The organism is Allobosea sp. 47.2.35, from assembly GCF_024655635.1.
Classification (GTDB): domain Bacteria; phylum Pseudomonadota; class Alphaproteobacteria; order Rhizobiales; family Beijerinckiaceae; genus Allobosea.
This window is the reverse complement of the sequence record NZ_JANLGI010000033.1, coordinates 1-23,165: the sequence shown is the minus strand read 5'-3', so window position 1 is coordinate 23,165 and position 23,165 is coordinate 1. Positions and strand designations below refer to the sequence as shown.

At 63.7% G+C, this 23,165-nt stretch carries 19 protein-coding genes and 1 riboswitch; of the genes, 11 read left to right on the top strand and 8 right to left on the bottom strand.

The genetic code is table 11. The annotated features are described in order from the left end of the window. Positions 1-50: 50 nt before the first annotated feature. Positions 51-986 carry a hydrogen peroxide-inducible genes activator gene (locus NUV79_RS23780; RefSeq protein ID WP_257735553.1) on the bottom strand — a complete coding sequence of 312 codons (936 nt, stop codon included), beginning with the start codon at positions 984-986 and terminating at the stop codon, positions 51-53. 183 nt (positions 987-1,169) lie between these two features. On the opposite strand from NUV79_RS23780, the gene katG reads away from it, so the two are divergent. From katG to NUV79_RS23750, 6 genes are all read left to right on the top strand, one after another. Then, on the top strand, positions 1,170-3,344 hold the full coding sequence (gene katG, locus NUV79_RS23775) for a catalase/peroxidase HPI (protein ID WP_257735552.1): 2,175 nt from the start codon (positions 1,170-1,172) through the stop codon (positions 3,342-3,344). Between the two features lie 143 nt (positions 3,345-3,487). Further along, positions 3,488-4,009, top strand: a complete 522-nt coding sequence (locus NUV79_RS23770) for a sigma-70 family RNA polymerase sigma factor (RefSeq protein WP_257735551.1) — start codon at positions 3,488-3,490, stop codon at positions 4,007-4,009. After that, positions 4,006-4,791: an anti-sigma factor gene (locus NUV79_RS23765; protein WP_257735550.1), complete on the top strand. Its 786-nt coding sequence runs from the start codon at positions 4,006-4,008 to the stop codon at positions 4,789-4,791. The genes NUV79_RS23770 and NUV79_RS23765 overlap by 4 nt, the downstream gene beginning before the upstream one ends. A gap of 82 nt (positions 4,792-4,873) precedes the next feature. Next, the gene (locus NUV79_RS23760) at positions 4,874-6,193 is read left to right on the top strand and encodes a sulfite oxidase (protein ID WP_257735549.1); all 1,320 of its coding nucleotides are present in this window, start codon (positions 4,874-4,876) and stop codon (positions 6,191-6,193) included. Between the two features lie 26 nt (positions 6,194-6,219). After that, positions 6,220-6,543 carry a hypothetical protein gene (locus NUV79_RS23755; RefSeq protein WP_257735548.1) on the top strand — a complete coding sequence of 108 codons (324 nt, stop codon included), beginning with the start codon at positions 6,220-6,222 and terminating at the stop codon, positions 6,541-6,543. An 11-nt stretch (positions 6,544-6,554) separates the two neighbouring features. Then, positions 6,555-6,944 (top strand): c-type cytochrome, encoded by a 390-nt coding sequence (locus NUV79_RS23750; protein ID WP_257735547.1) that lies wholly within the window; start codon positions 6,555-6,557, stop codon positions 6,942-6,944. A gap of 9 nt (positions 6,945-6,953) precedes the next feature. Here NUV79_RS23750 and NUV79_RS23745 read toward each other — a convergent pair whose 3' ends face one another. Genes NUV79_RS23745 through NUV79_RS23720 form a run of 6 tightly spaced genes read right to left on the bottom strand, consistent with a single transcriptional unit; the run spans position 6,954 to position 12,774 of the window. After that, on the bottom strand, positions 6,954-7,721 hold the full coding sequence (locus tag NUV79_RS23745) for an SDR family oxidoreductase (RefSeq protein WP_257735546.1): 768 nt from the start codon (positions 7,719-7,721) through the stop codon (positions 6,954-6,956). After that, entirely contained in the window at positions 7,718-8,710 is a 993-nt protein-coding gene (locus NUV79_RS23740; protein ID WP_257735545.1) for an ABC transporter substrate-binding protein, read from the bottom strand. The genes NUV79_RS23745 and NUV79_RS23740 overlap by 4 nt, the downstream gene beginning before the upstream one ends. Positions 8,711-8,716: 6 nt before the next feature. Beyond that, complete coding sequence (locus tag NUV79_RS23735) at positions 8,717-9,466, bottom strand: ABC transporter permease (RefSeq protein ID WP_257735544.1); 750 nt, start codon at positions 9,464-9,466, stop codon at positions 8,717-8,719. Continuing rightward, positions 9,463-10,254: an ABC transporter ATP-binding protein gene (locus NUV79_RS23730; RefSeq protein WP_257735543.1), complete on the bottom strand. Its 792-nt coding sequence runs from the start codon at positions 10,252-10,254 to the stop codon at positions 9,463-9,465. Before NUV79_RS23730 ends, NUV79_RS23735 begins: the two co-directional genes overlap by 4 nt. Then, on the bottom strand, positions 10,244-11,692 hold the full coding sequence (locus NUV79_RS23725; protein WP_257735542.1) for an acyl-CoA reductase: 1,449 nt from the start codon (positions 11,690-11,692) through the stop codon (positions 10,244-10,246). The genes NUV79_RS23730 and NUV79_RS23725 overlap by 11 nt, the downstream gene beginning before the upstream one ends. A gap of 5 nt (positions 11,693-11,697) precedes the next feature. Further along, the gene (locus tag NUV79_RS23720) at positions 11,698-12,774 is read right to left on the bottom strand and encodes a LuxE/PaaK family acyltransferase (protein WP_257735541.1); all 1,077 of its coding nucleotides are present in this window, start codon (positions 12,772-12,774) and stop codon (positions 11,698-11,700) included. Positions 12,775-12,864: 90 nt separating this feature from the next. Beyond that, positions 12,865-12,995, bottom strand: a riboswitch (TPP riboswitch). Positions 12,996-13,199: 204 nt separating this feature from the next. Here NUV79_RS23720 and NUV79_RS23715 point away from each other — a divergent pair. From NUV79_RS23715 to NUV79_RS23695, 5 genes are all read left to right on the top strand, one after another. After that, positions 13,200-14,546, top strand: coding sequence for a UDP-glucose dehydrogenase family protein (locus tag NUV79_RS23715; RefSeq protein ID WP_257735540.1), 1,347 nt, complete (start codon positions 13,200-13,202; stop codon positions 14,544-14,546). A 193-nt stretch (positions 14,547-14,739) separates the two neighbouring features. Continuing rightward, positions 14,740-16,152 carry a mannose-1-phosphate guanylyltransferase/mannose-6-phosphate isomerase gene (locus NUV79_RS23710; RefSeq protein WP_257735539.1) on the top strand — a complete coding sequence of 471 codons (1,413 nt, stop codon included), beginning with the start codon at positions 14,740-14,742 and terminating at the stop codon, positions 16,150-16,152. A gap of 1,431 nt (positions 16,153-17,583) precedes the next feature. Next, positions 17,584-18,015, top strand: a complete 432-nt coding sequence (locus tag NUV79_RS23705) for a Ros/MucR family transcriptional regulator (RefSeq protein ID WP_257735538.1) — start codon at positions 17,584-17,586, stop codon at positions 18,013-18,015. A 1,476-nt stretch (positions 18,016-19,491) separates the two neighbouring features. Beyond that, positions 19,492-19,701 (top strand): hypothetical protein, encoded by a 210-nt coding sequence (locus tag NUV79_RS23700; RefSeq protein WP_257735537.1) that lies wholly within the window; start codon positions 19,492-19,494, stop codon positions 19,699-19,701. Positions 19,702-20,125: 424 nt separating this feature from the next. Beyond that, the gene (locus tag NUV79_RS23695) at positions 20,126-20,932 is read left to right on the top strand and encodes a ParB/Srx family N-terminal domain-containing protein (RefSeq protein ID WP_257735536.1); all 807 of its coding nucleotides are present in this window, start codon (positions 20,126-20,128) and stop codon (positions 20,930-20,932) included. Here NUV79_RS23695 and NUV79_RS23690 read toward each other — a convergent pair. Then, positions 20,877-22,228, bottom strand: a protein-coding gene (locus tag NUV79_RS23690; RefSeq protein ID WP_257735535.1) for an IS3 family transposase whose coding sequence is annotated in 2 segments (ribosomal slippage) — positions 20,877-21,892 and positions 21,892-22,228 — 1,353 coding nt in all. Because the reading frame shifts where the segments join, the coding sequence is not laid out codon by codon here. The genes NUV79_RS23695 and NUV79_RS23690 overlap by 56 nt on opposite strands. Positions 22,229-23,165 lie beyond the last annotated feature (937 nt).

Sequence of the window (23,165 nt, the reverse complement as noted above, 5' to 3'; positions counted from 1 at the left end):
CCAACCAGCTGAGGACGAATCAGCGGCCCGGAAACGGGCCGCCTTTTTTGTCAGGCTTGCTTGCCGGGCTGCGGTGGTCGCACGGCGCCATCGTGCCGCCGCAGCATGGCGTGCTCCTCGCGAACGATGTCGCCGACCTCCGTGAAATGCTGGGCAAGCGGGTTCGTCCTGCGCCAGACCAGTCCGATTCGGCGTGCCGGCCGCGGCTCGGCCAGCCGCGCGATGCTGACCTCCACGGCGGAGGTTTCCGCCGCGATCGCCATCTCCGGGATCAGGGTGACGCCCATGCCGGCGCCCACCATGCGCACCAGCGTCGCCAGCGAGCTGCCCTCCATCGGGTCCTGCGCCAGCCCCGATGTCATGTTGCAGAACGCGAGAGCCTGGTCGCGGAAGCAGTGTCCTTCCTCCAGCAGCAGCAGGCGCATCTGCCGCAGGCTGTCGATTCCCGGCGCCGGCTTGTGCCGGTCGGCGACGGGCCGGACGAGGACGAATTCCTCGTCGAACAGCGGATGATCCTGCAAGGAGGGCTCCGACGCCGGCAAGGCCATGACGGCGATGTCGAGCCCACCGGAGATGAGGTCTTCCGTGAGCTTGCCGGTCACCGCCTCCCGCGGGCGCAGGTCGACTGCGGGAAAGCGCTCCGTCAGACGCCGGATCACGGCAGGCAGCAGATAGGGCGCGACGGTCGGGATCATGCCGATGCGCAAACGGCCGCTCAGCGACGGGTTCGAGGCCCGCGCCAGGTCCGCCAGTTCATCCACCGAGCGCAGAATCTGCTGAGCCCGCCCGGCAAAGGTTTCGCCGAGGCTGGTCAGCCGGATCTGCCGGCGGTCGCGCTCGACCAGTTGCGCGCCCAACAGCTCTTCAAGATCTTTGATTTGCAGCGATAGCGCCGGCTGGCTGATGGCGCAGGCATCCGCCGCGCGGCCGAAATGGCGATGCTGCGCCAGGGCCGCGAAATAGCGGAGATGCTTGATCGATATCATTTGAAAAAACTATCGTTCTGATTTGAAAATTCAAGTTCTCATTATGATAGCTTTTCCCTAGAACCATTCGAATGGAGTGGCGCGGCATCTGCGATGGCGGATGTGGGATGCGCTGCCTTCCGGCATGAGGCGTCAGATGCCTTCCGGAAAGACCCGATTCAGCAGGCTCCGAAGGGGGATATCATGGACGGCAGCGACGTGAAGAAGGCCGGCAAGTGCCCGGTCATGCATGGTGGGATGACCCAGACCGGTGGTTCCGTCACCAGCTGGTGGCCCAACGCCCTGAACCTGGACATCCTCCACCAGCAGGACAGCAAGACAAATCCGCTCGGCAAGGACTTCAATTATCGCGAGGAGCTGAAGAAGCTCGATGTCGAGGCGCTGAAGAACGATCTGCGCGCGCTGATGACCGACAGCCAGGACTGGTGGCCGGCCGACTGGGGCAGCTATGTCGGCACCATGGCCCGCATGACCTGGCATGCCGCCGGCACCTACCGCATCTCCGACGGCCGTGGTGGCGCCGGCACCGGCAACCAGCGCTTCGCCCCGCTGAACTCCTGGCCGGACAACGCCAACACGGACAAGCCGCGCCGTCTGCTCTGGCCGATCAAGAAGAAATACGGCAACCGCGTCAGCTGGGCCGACCTGATCGCGCTCGCCGGCACGATCGCCTATGAGGTCGCCGGCCTCAAGACCTTCGGCTTCGCCTTTGGCCGCGAGGACATCTGGCACCCCGAAAAGGACATCTACTGGGGCGAGGAGAAGGAGTGGCTTGCGCCGAGCGACAATCGCTATGGCGATGTCGCTGATGCCAAGACGCTGGCGAACCCGCTGGCCGCCGTTCAGATGGGCCTGATCTACGTCAATCCGGAAGGCGTGAACGGCAAGCCGGACCCGCTCAAGACCGCCGCGATGATGCGCGAGACCTTCGCGCGCATGGCGATGAACGACGAGGAGACGGTTGCCCTCACTGCCGGTGGCCACACCATCGGCAAGGCCCATGGCAATGGCGACGCGGGCAATCTCAGCCCGGCGCCGGAAGGCGGCTCGCTCGAGGACCAGGGCCTCGGCTGGATGAACCGGAAGGGCCGCGGCATCGGCCGCGACCAGGTCGTCAGCGGGATCGAGGGGGCCTGGACGACGCAGCCGACGCGCTGGGACAACGGCTTCTTCGAGATGCTGTTCCGCCATGACTGGGAGCTGCGCAAGTCGCCGGCCGGCGCCTGGCAGTACGAGCCGGTCTCGATCGCCGATGCGGACAAGCCCGCCGACGTGGAGGACGCCGCGATCCGCCACAACCCGATGATGACCGATGCCGACATGGCCCTGAAGGTCGATCCGGCCTACCGCGCGATCTCGGAGCGTTTCCTCAACGATTTCGACGCGTTCTCGGATGCCTTCGCTCGCGCCTGGTTCAAGCTGACCCATCGCGATCTCGGGCCGAAGTCGCGCTATTTCGGCCCGGACGTCCCGGCCGAGGAGCTGATCTGGCAGGACCCGGTCCCGGCCGGCCGCGTCGGCTACGATGTCGGTGCCGTCAAGGCGAAGATCGCTGAAAGCGGCCTTTCGACCGCCGATCTGGTCTCGACCGCCTGGGACAGCGCCCGTACCTTCCGCGGCTCCGACAAGCGCGGCGGCAGCAACGGCGCCCGCATCCGCCTCGCCCCCCAGAAGGACTGGGCCGGCAACGAGCCGGCGCGCCTGGCGAAGGTTCTGACTGTGCTGGAGCCGATCGCGGCCGCGACCGGCGCGAGCGTCGCCGACGTCATCGTGCTCGCCGGCAATGTCGGCGTCGAGCAGGCGGCGAAGGCTGCGGGCTTCGACGTGACCGTACCCTTCGTGCCCGGCCGTGGCGACGCCACCGCTGCGCAGACCGATGCGGATTCCTTCGCCCCGCTGGAGCCGCTCGCCGACGGTTTCCGCAACTGGCAGAAGGAAGCCTATGCCGTCACCGGCGAGGAGATGCTGCTCGACCGGGCCCAGCTGCTCGGCCTGACGGCGGCGGAGATGACCGTGCTGCTCGGCGGCATGCGCGTGCTCGGCACCAATCATGGCGGCACGAAGCATGGCGTGTTCACCGACCGTGTCGGTGCGCTGACCAGCGACTTCTTCGCCAACCTCACCGACATGCGTTACAGCTGGGTGCCGACGGCGAACGGCCTCTACGAGATCCGCGACCGCAAGACCGGCGCGGTGAAGTGGACGGCGACCCGTGTCGACCTCGTCTTCGGTTCGAACTCGGTGCTGCGCGCCTATGCCGAGGTCTATGCCCAGGACGACAATGCCCGCAAGTTCGTCGACGATTTCGTCGCGGCCTGGGCCAAGGTGATGAACGCCGACCGCGCCGACGCGGCCTGATCGACGCCTCGTCATAACAAGCTACGAAAAGCCCCGTCGGTTCAGCCGGCGGGGCTTTTCCGTTGAGACGTTGCACTCGGCGAGGCTTGGAGCCTCCCGGTGGCTGCGCTAGACAGGCGAAATCGCTGCGGGGGTCTCCGTCCTTGCGTATCATCGTCGAGCGCGCGCTGCGCCAGAACTGGGAGCGCCTGTTCTCCTACGCGCTGCGCCTGAGCGGCAATCGCGATGGCGCGGCCGACCTCCTGCAATCCTGCGCGACCAAGGCGCTCGCCGCCGCGCCGCCGGAGGAAGCGGAGCGCGTCCGGGCCTGGCTCTTCGCGATCCTTCGCAATATCTGGATCGACGAGCATCGCCGCGGCGAGACCGGCGCTTTGGCGGCCGAGGAGGCGTTGGAAGACGAGCAATGGCGCCATGACGACCGCATGATCGCGGTCATCACCGTCCGGCAGGCGCTGGAGCGCCTCGAGCAGCCTTATCGTGAGGTCATCGAACTGGTCGATCTCGCAGGCTTCCGCTATGGCGAGGCGGCGGATATCCTGGGCGTGCCTGTGGGGACCGTGATGAGCCGCCTCAGCCGGGCGCGGCTTTTGCTTCTGAATGCGATCGAGGGCGGGGCCGTCCGCCCCTTCGCCGCGCGGCAGCGCAAACGAGCCAACGATCAGTGACTGAACGCGACCTCCTCTCCTGGACCACGCTCAACGCCTATGTCGACGGCGAGCTGGAGCCCGATCAAGCCGCCAGGGTCGCGGCGGCGCTTGCTCATGATCGCGAGGCCGCGGCGCAGGTCGCGACGCTGACGAAGCTGCGCGCCACCGTCAAAGCCGCATCGGCCATGCCAGCTGCGCCGCCCTTCGTGCTGCCGCAAGCCCGTCCGCGCGTCGCGCGCTGGCTGCCCTGGGCTGCCGCGGCCTGTCTCGCTCTGCTCGTCGGCGCTGCCTCGCTCGGTCTCGGCGACCGGCAGTCGCCGGGCTCGCCGCTTTCGGCTGCCGTCGCCGCACATCAGCTCTGGCTCGCGCAGGCCACGCCCAGTGAGGCGCCGCGCCTCGGTGTCGAGCTGGCGGGTGGAGATGCCGGGGCCTTGCCGGATCTCACGCTCGCCTCGCTGCGTCTTGTCCATCTTTCGCTCGATCCGGCGGGGCGCCGCGGCGGCGGCATGCTCGCCGGCTATGTCGGGCCGAACGGTTGCCGCGTCGGCCTCTGGATCGCGCCTGTCGAGGCGGCGCTGCCGCTCCAGCCGGCGATTCAGGATCGCGACGGCCTCGCGATCCGCGCCTGGCGCGGCGAGCGCGCGAGCTATGCCCTGCTCGGGCGCGGCATCGACCCGGCCCGCCTCGACGGCATCGCCGCGCTCGTCGCCCGGATCACGCGTGACGAGCCCGGCATCCCGCGCGAGCAGGTGGCGGCGCTGGCCGAGGCGCGCAGCGTCGGCCCCGCCTGCCTCGGCTGAAACATTTTTTCTCTCTGCTTGGAATAAATCGAAGGCCTGAAGCGTCGTCTCCAGTGAGGAATATGTCCTCGGGAGAAACGCCATGCTCAACGAAGCAGACCTGCGCGAGGGCGCTGCCGATACCGATGCCGTGCCTGCTGCCGGCGCCACCGATACCCCCCGCACATCGCGACGTCTTCTGCTCGGCGGCAGCCTCGCTGCGCTGGGCTTCGCTGTCGGCGGCGTGCCGCGCCTGTCCCCGATCTCGCCTGCCGCCGCCCAGGGCGCTGCTCCGGCTGCCGCGCCGGCCAAGGGACCGCAGCCCTTCGACTATCCCGGCAAGGACAAGGGCCTCACCTTGCTTGGCGACCGCCCGCTCGTCGCCGAGACGCCCGAGAGCCTGCTCGACGACGACACCACGCCGATCTCGAAATTCTTCATCCGCAACAACGGCCAGGTGCCGGAGCCGATCAAGGATGCCGATGGCTGGCAGCTCAAGATCGAGGGCGAGGTCGAGAAGCCCCTGACCCTGACGGTCAAGGAATTGAAAGCCCGCTTCAAGCCGCAGACCTTCCGCATGGTGCTGGAATGCGGCGGCAATGGCCGCTCCTTCTACCAGCCGGCGGCCCGCGGCAACCAGTGGACCAATGGCGGCGCCGGCTGCGCCGAATGGACCGGCGTACGCCTCACCGACGTGCTGAAGGCTGCGGGCCTCAAGTCCTCCGCCAAGTTCACCGGCCATTTCGGCGCCGATCCGCACCTCTCCGGCGACACCACCAAGGACGCGATCTCGCGCGGCATGCCGATCGAGAAGGCGCTGGAGCCGCATTGCCTCATCGTCTGGGCGATGAATGGCGAGCCGCTGCCGCATATCCATGGCGGCCCTCTGCGTCTCGTCGTGCCGGGCTGGCCGGCTTCGCTCTCGTCGAAATGGCTGAACCGCATCCTCGTCCGTGCGACGCCGCATGACGGGCAAGGCATGGGCGGCACCTCCTATCGCGTGCCCACCGTCCCGCTGGTCCCCGGCTCGAATGCCGACGGCAAGACCAATTTCGCCGACCTGACCTCGATGCCGGTGCGCTCGATCATCAGCGCGCCCGCCAACGGCACGCGTTTGCCGGCGGCGACGCGCGAGGTCGCGTTGCGCGGCGCGGCCTGGGCCGGCGACCATAATGTCACGAAGGTCGAGGTCTCCTTCGATGCCGGCCAGCGTTGGCACGCGATGACGCTCGCCAAGCCGAAGAACCGCTACGATTGGGTGCGCTGGACAGGCAAGATCAAGCTGCCGAGCGAGGGCTATTTCGAGCTCTGGGCCCGCGCGACCGATTCCCGCGGCGTCGCCCAGCCGCATGTCGCGACCAACTGGAACCCGCAGGGCTACGGCTCCAACCCGCTCCATCGCATCGCCATCATGGTGGGCTGACGATGGTGCTTGCGCAATCGCTTCGGATGGCCGCTTTCGCGGCCATCCTCCTCGCCCCTTCCGCCGGCTTCGCGCAGGAGGAGACCGCCGAGGCGCTGCCGGATTTCCCTGGCCGTGAAGAGACCTTCGGCTACTGCATCGCCTGCCATTCGATGAAGGTCGTCGGCCGGCAGGGTATGGATCGCGCCCGCTGGGACGAGACGCTCAACTGGATGACCGAGAAGCACAGCATGCCGGAGCCCGATCCCGACATGCGCAAGACCCTGCTCGACTATCTCGCGCAGGCCTTCCCGCCGAAGGCGCCCGCGAAAAGCGGCGGCTGGGTCAGCCCCTTCGCTCCCAAGCCATAGGATCTCCCGAGATGAAGTTCGCAGTTTTCGCCGGCGCCGCTCTGCTCGCGGCCGCCACCCAGCCCGCCCGCGCCCAGGACGCCGCTGCCGGCGAGAAGGTCTATGCCCAGTGCCGCGCCTGCCATCAGGTCGGCGAGACCGCCAAGAACCTGGTCGGGCCGATCCTCAACGGCGTCGTCGGCCAGAAGGCCGGCACGCGCGACGGCTACAGCTACAGCGCCGCGATGAAGGATTCCGGCCTCACCTGGAACGAGGCGACCTTCGCCGAATACATCCAGAACCCGCGCGGCAAGGTGGCGGGCACCAAGATGATCTATGCCGGCCTCAAGGACGAGAAGCGCATCGCCGACCTGCTCGCCTATCTCAAGCAGTTCGATGCCGCCGGCAAGAAAGCCGAGTGAGGATCGGCCTCAGGTCATGACCAACCCGCCATCGACATGAAGCACCTGTCCGGTGACGAAGCGGCTCCAGTCGCTGGCGAGGAACAACACCGGCCCGGCCACGTCTTCAGGCGTCGCGATGCGGCGCAAGGGCGTCTGCACGATCAGCATCTCGCGCACCTCTTCCGGCGTGTCCGCGCTCGCCTGTGTCGGATAGACCAGCCCGGGCGCAACGCAGTTCACGCGGATGCCGAGCGGGCCGAGCTCGGCCGCGAGATTGCGGCTGAAGCCGACCAGCGCCGCCTTCGCCGTGGTGTAGTCGTGATAGGGAATGCTCGGCCGCGTCACCAGATCGCTGGCGAGATTGACGATTGTCCCGCCGCTGCGACGCTGGAGCAGCGGCAGCGTCGCGCGGCTGACCGTATAGGCTGCCTTCACCGCGCCCTCGAACTGCTGCTCGTAAGACTCCCACGGCGTCTCCCAGAAGCGCGCGCGGTTGTCCGGATCGAAGCGATAGGGCGCGAAGGCGTTGTTGACGACGACGTCGAGCCGGCCGACTTCCTCGGCGATGCGCGCCGCCATGGCTGCGACCGCCTCGGCTGAGGTGACATCCGCCGCGATGGCCAGTCCCTCGCCGCCGAGCGCGCGGCATTCCGCGACGACCGCCTCGGCCGCTGCTTCGTTTGTCCGGTAGTTGACGACGACGATCCCGCCCTCTGCCGCGAAGGCCTTCGCGATCGCGGCGCCGATACCACGGCTCGCGCCGGTGACGAGGATGGCCCGGTCGCGGAACGTCACGGCGCGCCGTCCTTCGCGGGGATCAGGTCGCTCTTCACGACGGAGCCCATGTCGATCTGGCGGGCGATCAGCCCGAGGCTGCGGAACGTGTCGGCGCCCTTCTGCAGGGCATCGAGGTCGAAGCGGCCAAGCCCTTCGCGCTCCGTCGTCGCCGAGATGCTCGAGGCATTGCGCAGCTTGATGATGTCGAGGTTCACGGCCTCGTCGCGGCCGTTGATCGCGCGGGTGACGGCGATGCGTGCGGCCTCCTCGGGCTTGGCGATCATCCAGGCGGCGGAATCGCGATAGGCGGCGAGGAAGCGCTTCAGCAGCGGCTTGTTCTGCTCGTAATAACTCTCCTTCACCACGAAGATGTCGCTCGGCAGGTTGAGCTGGTCGCGGACCTCGATGACATGGGCCTCGCCCAGGCCCTTGGCGCGGGCGACGAGCAGGCCGGTATCGGTCGCGGCGGTGGCATCGACCTGGCCTTGCATCAAGGGCGCGAAGTTGAGCAGCCCGGCCGGCTGGATGGTGACGTCCTTCTCGCTTAAGCCGACCTGATGCAGCAGCACGAGCAGGTTCTGGTAGGTGCCGCTGGCGAGGCTGTAGACGCCGATGCGCTTGCCCTTGAGATCGGCGGCCGAGCGGATGCCGCTGCTCTTGAGCGCGACCACGTTGAAGACGTTCTGCGGATAGATGTTGTAGATCGCGACGAGCTTCTCGCCCTTGTCGAGCGCGAGATAGAGCGCGGCCGGATCGGTGAAGGCGATGTCGGCCTGCCCGGCGAGCATGTTCTGCAAGGCCGCGCCGCCGCCATTGCCGGGCACGTAGTCGAGCGCGATGCCCTTGGCCTTGAAGAAGCCCTTGTCAGGCTCGGCCAGCAGATTGGTGATCTCGCTGATCGGTTGGCTCCAGCCGGCGACGGTGACCTTGTCCGGCGCCTGCGCCGCGGCAGGAGCGACGGCCAGCCACGATAAGGCAAGAGCGAGGAGGGCAGGCAAAGCGCGCATGGATATTCAGCCTTTCGAGAAGCGATGCAGGACGCGGCGCTCGATCAGGCGCACGGCCTCGTAGAGCAGCATTCCAAGGGCGGTGATGACGATGAAGAGCGCGAAGATCAGACTCGAATCCATCACGCTTTGCGCGGCGATGATCGAGGCGCCGAGCCCGATCCGCCCGCCGATGAACTCGCCGACGACGGCGCCGACAAGAGCCAGAACGACCGCGACGCGCAGGCCTGCCATGATGACCGGCAGCGCCGACGGCAGCTTGAGGCGCAGCAGGGTCTTGAGGCGGCCGGCGCCGAGCATGCGGAAGAGCTCGCGGCGGGAGGCATCGACCTCGCTGATCCCCGTCAGCGTGTTCTCCATCAGCGGGAAGAAGCAGATCAGCGCGGTGATGACGACGGTTGGCGTCATGCCGAAGCCGAACCAGATGATGAAGAGCGGCCCGAGCGCGAGCTTGGGCACGAGCTGGCTCGCCAGCACATAGGGCCGCAGCAATCGGCTAAGCGCCGGGAATTCCGCCAGCAGGATGCCGACACCGAGCCCGACGACGGCGCCGATGCCGAGCCCCAGCGCCATCTCCGCAGCAGTCATCGCCAGATGCGGCCAGAGCCGGCCCGTGGCGATCTCTCTCCATAGTGTCGCGAGCACGGCGGAAGGCGGCGGCAGGACGAGCGGGGACAAGCCGCCGAGCCGGCACCATGCTTCCCAGCCGGCAAGCAGGGCGACGAACAGCAGGAGTGAGGGCAGGCGCGTGATCATGCTGCCGGCCTCCGGCTGGCCGTGGCGGCGCCATCCATCGAGTCGCGCAACGCGCGGCAGGCGGCGATGAACGAGGGCGCATAGCGCATGTCGCGATGGCGCGGGCGCGCGAGCTCGATGCGGCGCACATGCGTCACCCGGCCGGCCGTCATCACCGCGACCTTGTCGGCTAGATAGACGGCTTCGCCGATATCATGGGTGACGAAGAGCGCGGTGGTGCCGCGGAGCGCGCAGAGCCGCAGCAGGTCGTCCTGCAATTCCTCGCGCGTCAGGGCGTCGAGCGCGGCGAAGGGCTCGTCGAGCAGCAGCAGGTCGGGATTGCCGACCAGCGCGCGTGCAACCGCGACGCGGCTCTGCTGGCCGCCGGAAAGCTCTGCAGGACGGCGCATCGCGAAACCGCCAAGGCCGACGCGCTCAAGCAGGTCGAGTGCGGCATCCTTGTCGGCGATGGTCGGGGGGCGCTTCAGCGAGACCGGCAGCAGGACGTTGTCGAGCGCACTCAGCCAGTCGAGCAGGGTCGGCGCCTGGAAGACGAAGCCGGCGCGCGGGCTCGGCCCGGCCAGCGTCTCGCCACCGATGCGGATCGCGCCGTCGCTCGGCATCAGCAGACCGGCAGCGAGCTTGAGCAAGGTGGTCTTGCCGCAGCCGCTGCGGCCGAGCAGGCAATGAATCCCGCCGCGCGGGATCGACCAGTCGACCGCATCAACCACGGCCGGGCCGGCCGCGTCAAAGCGATAGCTCGCCCGCTCGATCGTGACGAAGCCGGGTTTGGACTGCTCAGTCGACATAGGGCGCGAACCCTTCTGCCGCGGCTTCGGCCGATTGCTCGATCTCCGTGAAAGTGACGAGGTCGAGCAGGCTGAAGCGCCCGTCATGGTGCCAGCCGGCCTCCGGCGCGGTCATGCGGCCGAGCGGGGCGATGCGGCTGACGCCGACCGCGCCCAGTTGCTCGGCAAGCCGGAACAGCCGCTCGGGAGATGTTGCAATGCCCGCCGTCTGCAGGAAGCTGCGATAGGGCGCGACGAGGGCGGGGACATCGTCGAGGCTCTTGACCGAGACCAGCTTGAGCGTGCGGTTCAGCCCGGTCGGGCTCAGGGCTTCCGGCGCCTCGACATGGACGATGCTCCAATTGTCGGATGGCTCGCCGAGAAGCTCGGCGGCTCCATCCATCGCGCGCGTCTCCTGCGCGCTACGCCATGAGGCGATCGAGGCGGCTTCGCCCTGTGACAATGCACGGCGCGGATGGCGCGAGGCGATGGCGGCCAGTTCCTGCGCGACGTAGCGGGCGAACTCGGTCGGTTGGACGCGGCCGCCACGCTCGACGAAAAGCATCTGCGGGGAGTAGCAGCCCTGCTGCTCGTAGCGGGTGACGTCATGGGCGGCGAACCGGGCCAGGGCAGGGGCCTTGCGGCTGTCGAGCGCCTCGCGCGCGATCACGCCGAAGCCAATCTTGTGGCCATGCGGCAGGAAGCGGGTCGTGATCGGCAGCTTGGTCCGCAGGGCCGCGAGCGTCTCGTTGCCGCCATAGGCCATGACGGTATCGGCCTCGCGCAGGAAGATCGGCTCGGCCGCCGTCTCACCGCCCTTCCACCAGGTGATCGCGAGGCATTCGCCGATCTCGGGATCGATCTCGGCTAGGAGGCTCGCGAACCAGCCGGCCGTCAGCGGCTCGGCCGAGGCCAGCTTGCCGATACTGCCGGCCTTGACCAACAGGCCGCAGATCAGGCTCCAGAGCGAGAGCGCGGGCACGTTGCCGGCCCAGACATGGAGCAGCAATTCCGGACCATGGGCACGCAGATAGCCACCCTTCGGGGTCGGCTGGAAACCGTCGAGAATGCCGGGATTGGCGAAATCCTCGGCCAGGAAGCGCAGGAGCTGCGGCTTGCGGAAGGTCTTGAGATAGCCGGTGAGGCCGAGCCGGACGGTCTCGCGGTCATAGCCGGTGACGATCGGCAGCAGATGCTCGGCCTTTCGCCGCAACGGATGTGAGCGGTCGAGCAGGCGCGCAATGGCGGCCTCGATCGCATCGACGATGCGGGCCGTCTCCATCCGCTTCAGCCGGGCGCTGGCGTTGTCGCGCACATGCGCGCAGAGCGCCGCGGCCTGCGCCTCGTCGAGCTCAGGCAATGCGATGGTGGTGCTCTCGTCCCAGGCGCTGTGGCTGATCTCGCGCCAGCGTAAAGCCTCGCGCGTCAGGCCCGGCAGATGGCCCGCATGCTCAATCACGATGGTCAGCCTCGCGCTGCCGCAAGGAATTCGGCCACCGCGACCGAACAACCCTTCGACGCTTCACCATCGACGCGGCCGAGCAGCTTGAAGCCACCCGGCACGATCTCGCCGGCATCCTCGGTGAGGATCGCCGCGACGCAGTTGAAATGGGCGAGGTCGTGATGAACGATCACGCCGCGCTCGCCTTCCGGCAGATCGGTGCCGGTGAGCGGATCGACCACGCGGCTGCGGATCCAGTGCGGGCCGGATTTGACCGACGGGCAGACGGCATTGCCGTCGTCATAGAGCTGCGAACTCAGCTCGGTCATCCCGTACATGTTGATGCAAGCGGAGCGCGGCACGCCGAAGGCGGCGCTGAGCCCGTCATAGAACTCGTCGGGTCCCAGCTCGCGCGACTGGCCCTTGAAGCCGCCGGTATCGAGGATGCGGCTGCCTTCCGGCAGGGCAAATCGCCGGTCGCTCGCGGCGAGTGCGTCGAGCACGGGCACAAAGGAATAGCTCGCGCCGAGCAGGGCATAGGGTTCGCCGCTTGTCTCCGCCTGCTCCAGCGCCGACAGAAGTCCGTCGAGGTCGAGGCCGGCGGTATTGATGAAGGTCTCGGAATCCGCCGTGCCGCATTCACGCTTGGCGAGCGAGAGATAGGTGGCGAGCGAGGAATTCGGCAATTCCGTCGCGTCGGGGAAGAGGATGCCCATGCGGATGCGCTCGCGGCCCTGCATGAAGCGTGCCCGGAAATTGACCAGCATCGAGCGCCTCCAGACGTCGAGCGTCGGGTGATAGCTGCGGCCGCGGATGCCCTGCGTCGTGCCGCTGGTCATGAAGACGTGGCTTGCGTTCTCCGGCGGGCTGCAGCTCAGCGTCAGGTCCTTGAAGGCGTTGATCGGCACGGCCGGGATATCGCGCCAGCGCCTGACCGAGAGCGGCGTGCGGCCGCGCTGCAGGCAGAAGCGCTTATAGGGTTCGTTGTTGCGAAACTGATAGGCGAAGACCTTGAGCGCCATCGTCTCGAACGCGGCTTCCGATGCGTCGGGAAGCGCGATGAATGCCGATAGCGCCGCGATGATCTCGGCTTGCGTCACTTGAGGCCCACTCCGTTCGGACGCCGACGGACAAGCCGGAAGCGTCGATCGCTGGAGGATCACGGGCGCAAGCTGGAATCAGGGCCTGTGACGGCCGCATGTCCCGCATCCCTACGCCGGTATGATCCGGATCAGGTTCGGAGGGTCACCGCGTTGCTTGAGGCTCGAAAGCCCAGCCGGCGGAATCTCAGCCTCCTAGCGAGGCCCCCCTGGGAACGGATGCAGATGACGAGCGGCGGGGCCTGCTGTCAAGCGATAACAGCCGCATATCGCGGGCAGGGCAGGGGCTGGGCCCAAGACCAGCCCGGTGCGAGGTAATGTTGATGAGAAGAAGGCAATTCCGCTTTTTTGGTGATTGGGCTATGCCGCAGTTGCGAAGGCAATGATTGGGTTGCTTTGAAGCGACGGCTCCAGGGGAGTTATCGATGAAGATCGTGATGGTTGGCTCGGGCTATGTGGGGCTGGTCTCCGGGGCCTGCTTTGCGGATTTCGGGCATGACGTCGTGTGCGTCGACAAGGTCGAGAGCAAGGTCGCGGCGCTGAAGCGCGGCGAGATCCCGATTTTCGAGCCTGGGCTGTCGGATCTCGTGCGGACGAATGCGGCAGCGGGGCGGCTGTCCTTCACGACCGATCTCGCCGGGCCGGTGGCGGATGCGGATGCGGTGTTCATCGCGGTCGGCACGCCCTCGCGGCGTGGCGACGGCTTCGCGGACCTGTCCTATGTCTATGCGGCGACGCGCGAGATCGCCGGGGCGATCAGGGGCTATACGGTGATTGTGACCAAGTCGACGGTTCCGGTCGGCACCGGCGACGAGGTCGAGCGCATCATCCGTGAGCTCAGGCCGGATGCCGATTTCGCGGTTGTCTCCAATCCCGAGTTCCTGCGCGAGGGCGCGGCGATCGAGGATTTCAAGCGGCCGGACCGGATCGTGGTCGGCACCGATGACGAGCGGGCGCGGGCGGTGATGGCGGATATCTACCGGCCGCTCTATCTCAACAACGCGCCGATCCTGAACACCGGCCGGCGCACGGCGGAGCTGACGAAATACGCGGCCAACGCCTTCCTGGCGACGAAGATCACCTTCATCAACGAGATCGCGGACCTGTGCGAGCAGGTCGGCGCCAATGTCCAGGACGTCGCGCGCGGGATGGGTCTCGACAACCGCATCGGCGGCAAGTTCCTGCATGCCGGGCCGGGCTATGGCGGCTCGTGCTTCCCGAAGGATACGCTGGCGCTGATCAAGACGGCGCAGGATTACGGCACGCCCTCGCGCATCGTCGAGACGGTCGCGGCGGTGAACGACCAGCGCAAGCGGGCGATGGGGCGCAAGGTGATCACGGCCTGCGGTGGCTCGCTGCGGGGCAAGACGATCGCGGTGCTGGGCCTGACCTTCAAGCCGAACACGGATGACATGCGCGATGCGCCCTCGATCGCGGTGGTCACCGCCTTGATGGATGGCGGAGCCACGGTCCGGGCCTATGATCCGGAGGGCATGGAGCAGGCCAGGGCGGTTCTGCCGGCCGGCGTGACCTATTGCAAGGATGCCTATGAGTGCGTGGCGGGCACCGACGCGGCGGTGATCGTGACCGAGTGGAACATCTTCCGCGCGCTCGATCTCGACCGCGTCAAGGCTGCGATGGCGGCACCGGTGCTCGTCGACCTGCGCAACGTCTACCGGGCCGAGCAGGTTCGGGCCAAGGGGTTCACCTATGCCGATATCGGCCGCGGTGTCGCTGCCCCGCAAGGAAGGCACGCCGAAACCGCCGCATGAGCGCAAGCCGCGAGGCGGTCGAGGAGATGGTCGAGGTCAATCCTGTGCTCACCTGTCTCCTTAAGGACTTCGCTACCAAACCCGTCGATCGGCAACCGCGTACACCTTCCCGTAAAGCGGTGGCATTACGTTGCGATACCGAAAAGGCGCGTCGCCTAAACAGTGACAGCGCACAACGCGGAGTGGCTTTCAGATGGCGCCAAAGATCATACCCGTCGTGATGTGCGGTGGCGCCGGGACGCGGCTTTGGCCGGTGTCGCGGGATACGATGCCGAAGCAGTTCATCCCGCTTCTGGGGCAGGACTCCACCTTTCAGCGGACGATGCGGTTGTTGAGCGATCGCTCGGTCTTCGCCGAGCCGATCGTCATCACCAATGTCGAGTACCGTTTTACGGTGCTCGAGCAGCTGCAGGCGCTGGGCCTTGCCGCCGAGATCGTGCTTGAGCCGGCGCGGCGCGATTCGGCTGCCGCAGTTGCCGTCGGGACCGAGATCGCCCTCCGGCGCGACAGCCAGGCGATCGTCGGCGTCTTCGCCGCCGATCACGTGATCCGCGATGCCGGGCTCTTCGTCGAGACTTGCCGGAAGGCCGGCGAGCTCGCCGCGCAGGACCGGATCGTGACCATCGGCATTCCGCCGACCCATCCCGCGACGGGCTACGGCTATATCCAGCCGGGCGACGCACTGGGGGAGGAGGCCCGCGCCGTCGCCGCCTTCGTCGAGAAGCCGGATGCGCAGCGCGCGGCGCAGTATCTGCTCGACGGCTATTTCTGGAACTCCGGCAACTTCATCTTCGATGCCGCGACGATGCGTGCCGAGATCGAAGCCTTCGAGCCGCAGGTGCTGAAGCCTGTCGTCGAGGCGGTCGCCGGAACGAAGCCGGATCTCGACTTTCTCCTGCTCGACGCTGCCAACTTCGGCAACGCCAAGAAGACCTCGATCGACTACGCCGTCATGGAGCGCACGCAGAAGGCCGCCGTCATAGCCGGGCATTTCGGCTGGTCGGATGTCGGCGGCTGGTCCGCCGTCTGGGAGCTCTCGGACAAGGATGCCGGCGGCAATGTCATCGAGGGCCGGGGCTATGTCCTCGAAGGCTCCAACAATCTGGTGCGCGCGGATGACGGCCTAGTCGCATTGATCGGCCTCGACGATGTGGCGGTGATCGCGACGCGCGATGCCGTCTTGGTCGCGCCGAAGGCGAAGGTCGACAAGGTCAAGGAGATGGTGGCCTTCCTCGCGGCCAAGGGCGAGCCGGAAGCGAACGCGCATCGCGAGATTTACCGGCCTTGGGGTAAATATCTCTCTGTCGACACGGGCGGGCGCTATCAGGTCAAGCGCATTACGGTGAAGCCGGGCGGCGTCCTGTCGCTCCAGAAGCACTTTCACCGCGCAGAGCACTGGGTGGTGGTGCGCGGCACGGCCGAGGTCACGCGCAACGACGAGACGATCATCGTTCACGAGACCGAATCAATCTACCTGCCGATCGGCTGCGTCCACCGCATGGCCAATCCCGGCAAGATTCCCCTCGAGATCATCGAGGTCCAGGTCGGTTCCTATCTCGGGGAAGATGACATCGTGCGCATTGAGGACTTTTACAAGCGGGTGTGAAGCGCCCCGCAGTTCAGCTGCTAGCCGAAGCTACCAGCAAGTCAAAATACTTTGACGACCGGTGTCCAGTCGCCACTCGCCGAAATTTTCCCTGGCAGCAGGGAGTTAACAGGGATATCCGAGCTGATAGGCGGATCAAATCGAGGCTCCTAGTGGGTTAAGCGCTTGTGGGAGTGTCAGTTTTCGGCGGGGGGAGATTTCAACAGCAGGGAGTTCACCTGCAAGGAGCTGGGATCGGAAACGGCCGGATCAGGGATTGCACTCGACGCGGGTAGAGATTGATCGATCCGTGGACAGCGGGCCACTTGGCGGAAAATTGCTGTACGACTTCACTGCCCTCGGTTCGTGTGACGATGGTGAATGATTCAGTCGTCAGTTGCCTCGATGTTTCGGTCGTTCCCGGCTCGATCTTGATCCAAGATCAGTCTCGGCTTCGTTCGGGCTTTTCGTTCGGCCTCTTCCCGTTCCCGCTTAAGCTCGCGTTTTTCCCTCGCTCGCCGGGTGGCCAGCGCCAATTGCCATCGCTTCTGCATTTCTCTGTTGTGCCCCATCCAAAACGCCGCCCCGATAGACAATCCAATGCATAATAATGTTTCATCCCCCATTTGGAGGTATTCAGCGACTCGCGGAGTTCATGGCGTGGACGAGAATGTCAGCTATTTCGATCGCTCCCCAGACGAAAAGGCTTGCGAACCCGCCGAAAAGCGCGATTGTCAGGCCCAGCAATCCCGCCCGCCACATCCAAAGACTCAACTTTGATTGACGCCACCGGGCATCGATTAGAGGGACAGACCGGGCTTTCATTGGACAAACCGCAGAGGAAAGCCATCTTCCGTAAGAGGATCGCCAACGATCCGGCTTCGAATGTAGTGGTTGCTGAACGCTTTCGGAATGGCACGGCCGTACTCAGTCCGTGTGCGAATAGGTCTCTGGAATCCTCTACAACGCACATCGCTGTCCGAGGATAAATTGTTCAGGATCGACACATGCGGGGAGGCGTATGTTTCGCAACGGAACTCACTCTGTTTCATAATACACCCCCGGAATTAAAGTTGTTAATAAAGGCAAGAGCGGGTCCAATAGAGTCCAATGGAACCCTTGCGAGCGGCTGGTCGTCGAGACAACTGGCTGGGAAGGCATTGAGCGGGTTTGGCGGAGCGCGCCGCATGACGCTTGATCTTCCGCAAGCGTGTTACTTCATCGTGGTTGAGGTGATTGCTGGTAATCGGCGTGCGAGGTCTGATTGGGTAATTTATCTACATCGATCGGGTAATTGTTAATAGAATGCTACCAATTGAAATACGATGAATTTTATATATTACTCATAGTCACTGTTTTTATCTGTTGATATCCGCTTGGCGATCTCGGGCGTCCCTACTATTGCCCCAAACTGTTCGCCAATGTGGGGCGTTCCAAGAAGGAGACGGGCAGATGTCCGAGAATAATGAAACGTTCGCTGCGTTGACTGCGGACATTGTTGCGGCCTACGTGTCGCACAACTCGATTCCTCAAGCTGATTTGGCAGGATTAATCACGAGCACGTATGCGGCAGTCGCCGGCCTTCAGGCGCCGGAGGTCCCCAAGGTTGAAGAGAAGCTGGTTCCCGCCGTCTCCATCAGGAAGTCGATTGCCGCAGACTATTTGATTTGCCTCGAGGACGGAAAGAAGTTCAAGTCCTTGAAAAGGCACTTGCGGACCGCTTTCAACATGTCGCCAGAACAATACCGTGAAAGGTGGAACCTGCCGCCCGATTACCCGATGGTGGCCCCCGCTTACGCTGAGGCGCGCTCCCAACTGGCGAAAAAGATGGGCTTGGGCCAACAGCGTCGGAAGGCGCTGCGCGGCCGACGGAGTGCCGCGTAATCTCATCGCAGATTTGACACATGACCGCCGGCTCGCTGGAGGCGGCGGTCAAGGCCGTGCCGGCTACCATTTTCCGGCGTATGTTCTTAAGCGCGCCGCTGAGCAGGGAAAACCCAGGGTACGATAGTCCCGGCCTGAACTCGGCGCGCAGGGTGCGCTAGTGCATCGGCGCTTGGGCATCTTGTCCGCGTTTGGCGCCTGCGCCACTCTGCCGAACTCCACACCAGTGTGATCGGGCTCCCCTATATCTGTATGCGCCGGGCAGCGAGCCGCGCAGTCTCGAGCGGCGCCAAAGGCACTTAGTGTGCAACGCTAGCGTTCAGCTATCGCGTGGCTTTGCAGATGAGCGCACAGGTGAAGCAGTTGGCGGGCTCCTTCCATCGAATGATGTAATGGCACGACGCTTGCCGGACTATAAGGCAATACGGCGGGGGCTGATCAAAAATCTACAACAACGTACCAAAAAGGGAGTGAGGAAGGTGTCATCTCGATTGCGAGTGCGGAGGTTTCTGGCGATCACTGAGCGCGTCAAGGCGAAGCGGCGTTTGGCGAAGCTGGAAGCTGATCTTAGGCTTGCACAAGAGCGTTCTCAAGGACGCGGCTCCGATAACGACAATAATTACGTCGCCGATGATCTAGAGGATTGCAGCTATAACTCAAAACAATGATACTGTTAAAACTCGAGCCGCGAGACCGATTCGAGTGCGGCAGGCTACGTCCATCGCCCAATGTGACGTAGCTTGCCGCTGTTAGCTCGTATTTTACCGGCGCGGAGTTTATCATGCTGCCGGATTAACATCAGTTTTGAGTATTCGTGATATGATCATGATAGCGTGTGAATTCTTTCTTAATTCCAGTCATTCCTCATGAGCGCCTGCAAGCAGGTTATGGATCGCTTCATCATCGGCGTTGGCAGCCAGCATCGTCGCGATCTTGTTAGAAGGAGCGGTTCGGCCACCATGGAGAGCAAGGAATGCACGGGCGAACTTGGCTTCAGTAAAGCATATACGCAGTCCCCCTGATGGGCCGTCGAGGAATGATGGAACGCGGTAAGGAATTTACCACTCTCTAAGCCATGACTCGGCCGCGGGGAGTTTCGCTAAAAAAATCTACACGGGCGACCGTGATGTCGATCTGATGTTCCCAGATATCAATTTTGTCCGTCGCACCTGCGCTTCTCATCTGCGTTCCTCACCATGCCCCTCTTCGATGCAATCGAGACATAGGCATTTTTATATAGAATGTCCGCAAAAATATGAAAAATTACGTTGAGTTTTAATCTGGATCGATTGTGGAAAGGCCCCATTCGGCAAAAATATGGGAGTGTAGAAGCGACGATGAACGCACATCAGGTTGCCGATACCTCTATCATTTAAAGGGGTCGAGTTTTGTTTCACACCGCCGCGATTGTAGAAACTGCAGCAATAGTCCCTATGTGAATCGCATTTCTTTGATTTAGAAGCGAGGCAGAATTCCATGACTGAGGGTATCATCGAAGCTATCAAGCTAGAGTTCTTTCAGATCGCGGAAGTGCCGAATGCCGTTGTGATCAAGATTAAGCTCGTATCTGGACAGCAGGTGACTTTTGCGATGACCCCGAAAGGGGCGGTTGAATTAGCGAAGCAACTTGACAACGCTGCTGCGGTTGCAGCTATGGACACCACCGAAAACAGCTTCCGGCAGTAACGCACGACCCTGATAGGTCGTTCGTTGGACTGCGCTCGGTCCGTTAGACTCCCACCTATCCTTGGGCGGTAGGACTTGGTGGCTGCATCTACGTCGAAGGCTTGCGCTTCTGAGTTGGCGCGTTCTGCCCGGGCCATCGCAGTTAGCGGGTTTCCAGCTGACAAAGACAGAGTACTATCCTATTGAATCTAATAGGAAAAATATCTGAAGCCCTCTTGTGGAGACACATGGGCCCTCCTAATTTTGCGCCAGTCCAGGTGATTCGCCTGGTCAGCCGAGGTTGGAAACTCGGGCCAGCTCAGGGCAGGCGTTTCGCGGGGGTGAGACGCTTGCTTTCTAGGGGTACTTCCGACTGCTAGGGCGCAGTTGGTAGAAGAGTGCGGCGCGAGCGACCAACTTTTCACGAGATGTGAAGGAGTTGAGTATGTTGCCCTTAGATCAGACCCCCAATCCGCGCGTGCGGGCCCGTCGGCGTGCACTTCCCACCACCAAAGATCCCGCACTCGCGCGTGCTGCTGAGGCGTTCGCGCCGCAGGTGAGCGAGCGACGGCTGGTGGACCTCAAAGCTTCGGTGCGCAATGCGCGGACGCATACGGACAGACAGATCCACCTGATCGCCGAGAGCATCAGGGAGTTCCGGTTCACAACGCCGATTCTGGTGACCACCGATGGCGAGATCGTCGCCGGGCATGGTCGCTATGAGGCTGCGAAGCTGCTCGGCATGGAGACAGTCCCGGTGATCTGTGTTGATCACCTCGGTCCGCAGCAGATCCGGGCGCTGCGGATCGCGGATAACCGCTTGGCTGAGCTCTCTGGCTGGGACGACGAGATTCTGAAGCTGGAGTTGGGCGAGCTGATCGATCTCGACTTCGAGGTTGAGATCACCGGCTTCGAGACGGCGCAGATCGATGTGATCCTCGACGGCAACACGCCGGTCGCGGCGAAGGCCGATCCGTTGGATGCGCTGCCGGCGCTGCGGGACGTCGCGGTGACCGTGCGCGACGATCTCTGGCTGCTGGGCGAGCACCGCATCCTGTGCGGCGATGCGCGCGAGCGTGGCGACTATCAGACGCTGATGGGCGGTGAGCTCGCCCAGATGGTGTGTCCGTCGTCAGATGATTTGAGACTGTTTCGGCGTCTCAGGAACGGAGGTTCTGGCTCATCTGGTTTTGAGGTTATGCGGCCTGCAGCTGATGCTGCAAGCGTCTCTGCTGGATGGTCAGTCGCTTGATCCTTTCGCGTTGGGCGAGGATGGCCTGCCCGCGGTTGAAGTAGACATCGGCGAGCGTGAGATTGCCGAGGCTCTCGTGAGATCGGGCATAGTTGTAATGCTCGACGAAGGCCGCGACCTGCCGTTCAAGGTCACCGGGCAGATAGTAATTTTCGAGCAGGATGCGGTTCTTCAGGGTCTGGTGCCAGCGCTCGATCTTGCCCTGCGTCTGGGGATGATAGGGCGCGCCGCGAACGTGTTTCATGCCCTTGCCGTCGAGCCAGGTGGCGAGGTCGGCCGAGATGTATGAGGCGCCGTTATCGCTCAACAGCCTGGGCCGATGTGCGACCGTGATCTGGTCGAGCCCCGATGCCGCCAGAGCCAGATCAAGCGTGGCAGTGACGTCGTCAGTGCGCATCGTGGCGCAGAGCTTCCAGGCGACGATGAACCGGGAGAAGTCGTCGAGCACGGTCGAGAGATAATACCAGCCCCAGCCGGTGATCTTCAGGTAGGTGAAGTCGGTCTGCCAGAGCTGGTTGGGCGCCGTCGTCTTGTCCTTGAACTCGGACGCCGCCTTGATGACGATGTAGGCCGGGCTGGTGATCAGATCATGCGCCTTCAGCAGCCGATACACCGACGCCTCCGAGACGAAATAGCGCTTTTCGTCGGTGAAGCGCACTGCCAGCTCGCGCGGGCTGAGTTCCGTCTCGCGCAGCGCCAGGTCGATGATCTCGGCGCGGATTGGGTCAGGAATCCGGTTCCAGACACGGTCGGGCCGTGAGCGATGATCGGCAAGCGCCTCGATCCCGCCGGCGAGATAGCGATCGTACCAGCGATAGAACGTGGCGCGCGGGATGCCGAGCTTGTCCAGCGTGCGTCGCGCCGGCAGATGTGAGGCTTCGACCAGGCGAATGATCTCGGCCTTCTCGGATGCGGGATATCTCATGTGTCGTCTTCCCCATCCGCCAGCATGCTTTTTTTGAGCAGGCGGTTTTCCAGGGTCAGATCGGCCACGGCCTCCTTCAGCGCCTGCGCCTCACGACGCAGCTCCTTCACTTCGTCGGAGGTCGCCGCACGCGCCGTGTCGCCGGCCAGCCGGCGCTTGCCGGCGTCGAGGAACTCCTTCGACCAGCCGTAATACATCGATGAGGCGATCCCCTCGCGCCGGCACAGTTCGGCGATACTCTCTTCGCCGCGCACCCCTTCCAGCACGATGCGGATCTTCTCTTCCGCCGAAAACTGCCGCCGCGTCGCTCGGCGGATATCCTTCACGACCTGCTCTGCCGGTGCTTTCTCCGGCCCGGATTTCTGTCTCATCTGCGCTCCAAAATGGCTGCGATGATCCAGAAATCCTCCCTTCCCGAAAACACCTAAATGGTCTCAAGGGTGCTGATGGCGGACAGATACTATAATTCTGATCGACTAAATGTAAATATGATGTATCGAGTTGGTAAAAAATATTACGTGATTGAATTGTTACTAACTTATGTAATTATTAGTAATTATTGCGGTTTTATTTGTTATCTATCAAGGCAATATCATATTACTAAGTTAAAATTAATAATTGCTAAGGCCGACCGAGGATAAGGCCTCCGTAAAAAGTGTAAAATGTGTCGCGAGGTAGCTGTCTGGGGCAATGCCTCCTTGCCCCAATAAGTCCGGATCTGCCTGAGACGTTCATTGTGCACGATGTAACGAAGAGGAAATTAACTTATCAGTTAGATCATTGTGGCGAATTCAGCTTGAGGCCTTATTATGATTCAGTACGAACTCGCTTTCGTCCCCTATAACAACGTCAGCGTTCTACTCCTTCCCGTCCAAATGGGCCAAGTGCCTTTCGGTGCATACAGTAAGGGGGACACACTAGCCATCGGTACCATGCACTACACGATCATAGCGGTCGTCCACGCCTTGAGCCAAATGGGTCACGGGCTCGCGCAGCGTACTTCCGTGGTTCTTGGCCCCTATGTTGCACCTTACGAGGCTAAGAGTATCGATTCTCTGTGACATGCAATGTGTTTCGAAAAATACTCGAGGATCAAGCAGTGTTCTTTCTGCACAAAATTTGATCGGTTGGGTGGATACTATTGGAATGCGGGCTCGACCGATTGGACGTCTTGCCTTGACATATTAGTGGCACGGACCCGTGGTTCAGAAATCGGTTATAAGATTTCTCGTCGCTATGATCCAATCGTCACAACGGTCATGCTGTAGCCTCGAGCGGCCATGCAGCCGACCATGATCTGGCGCAGCG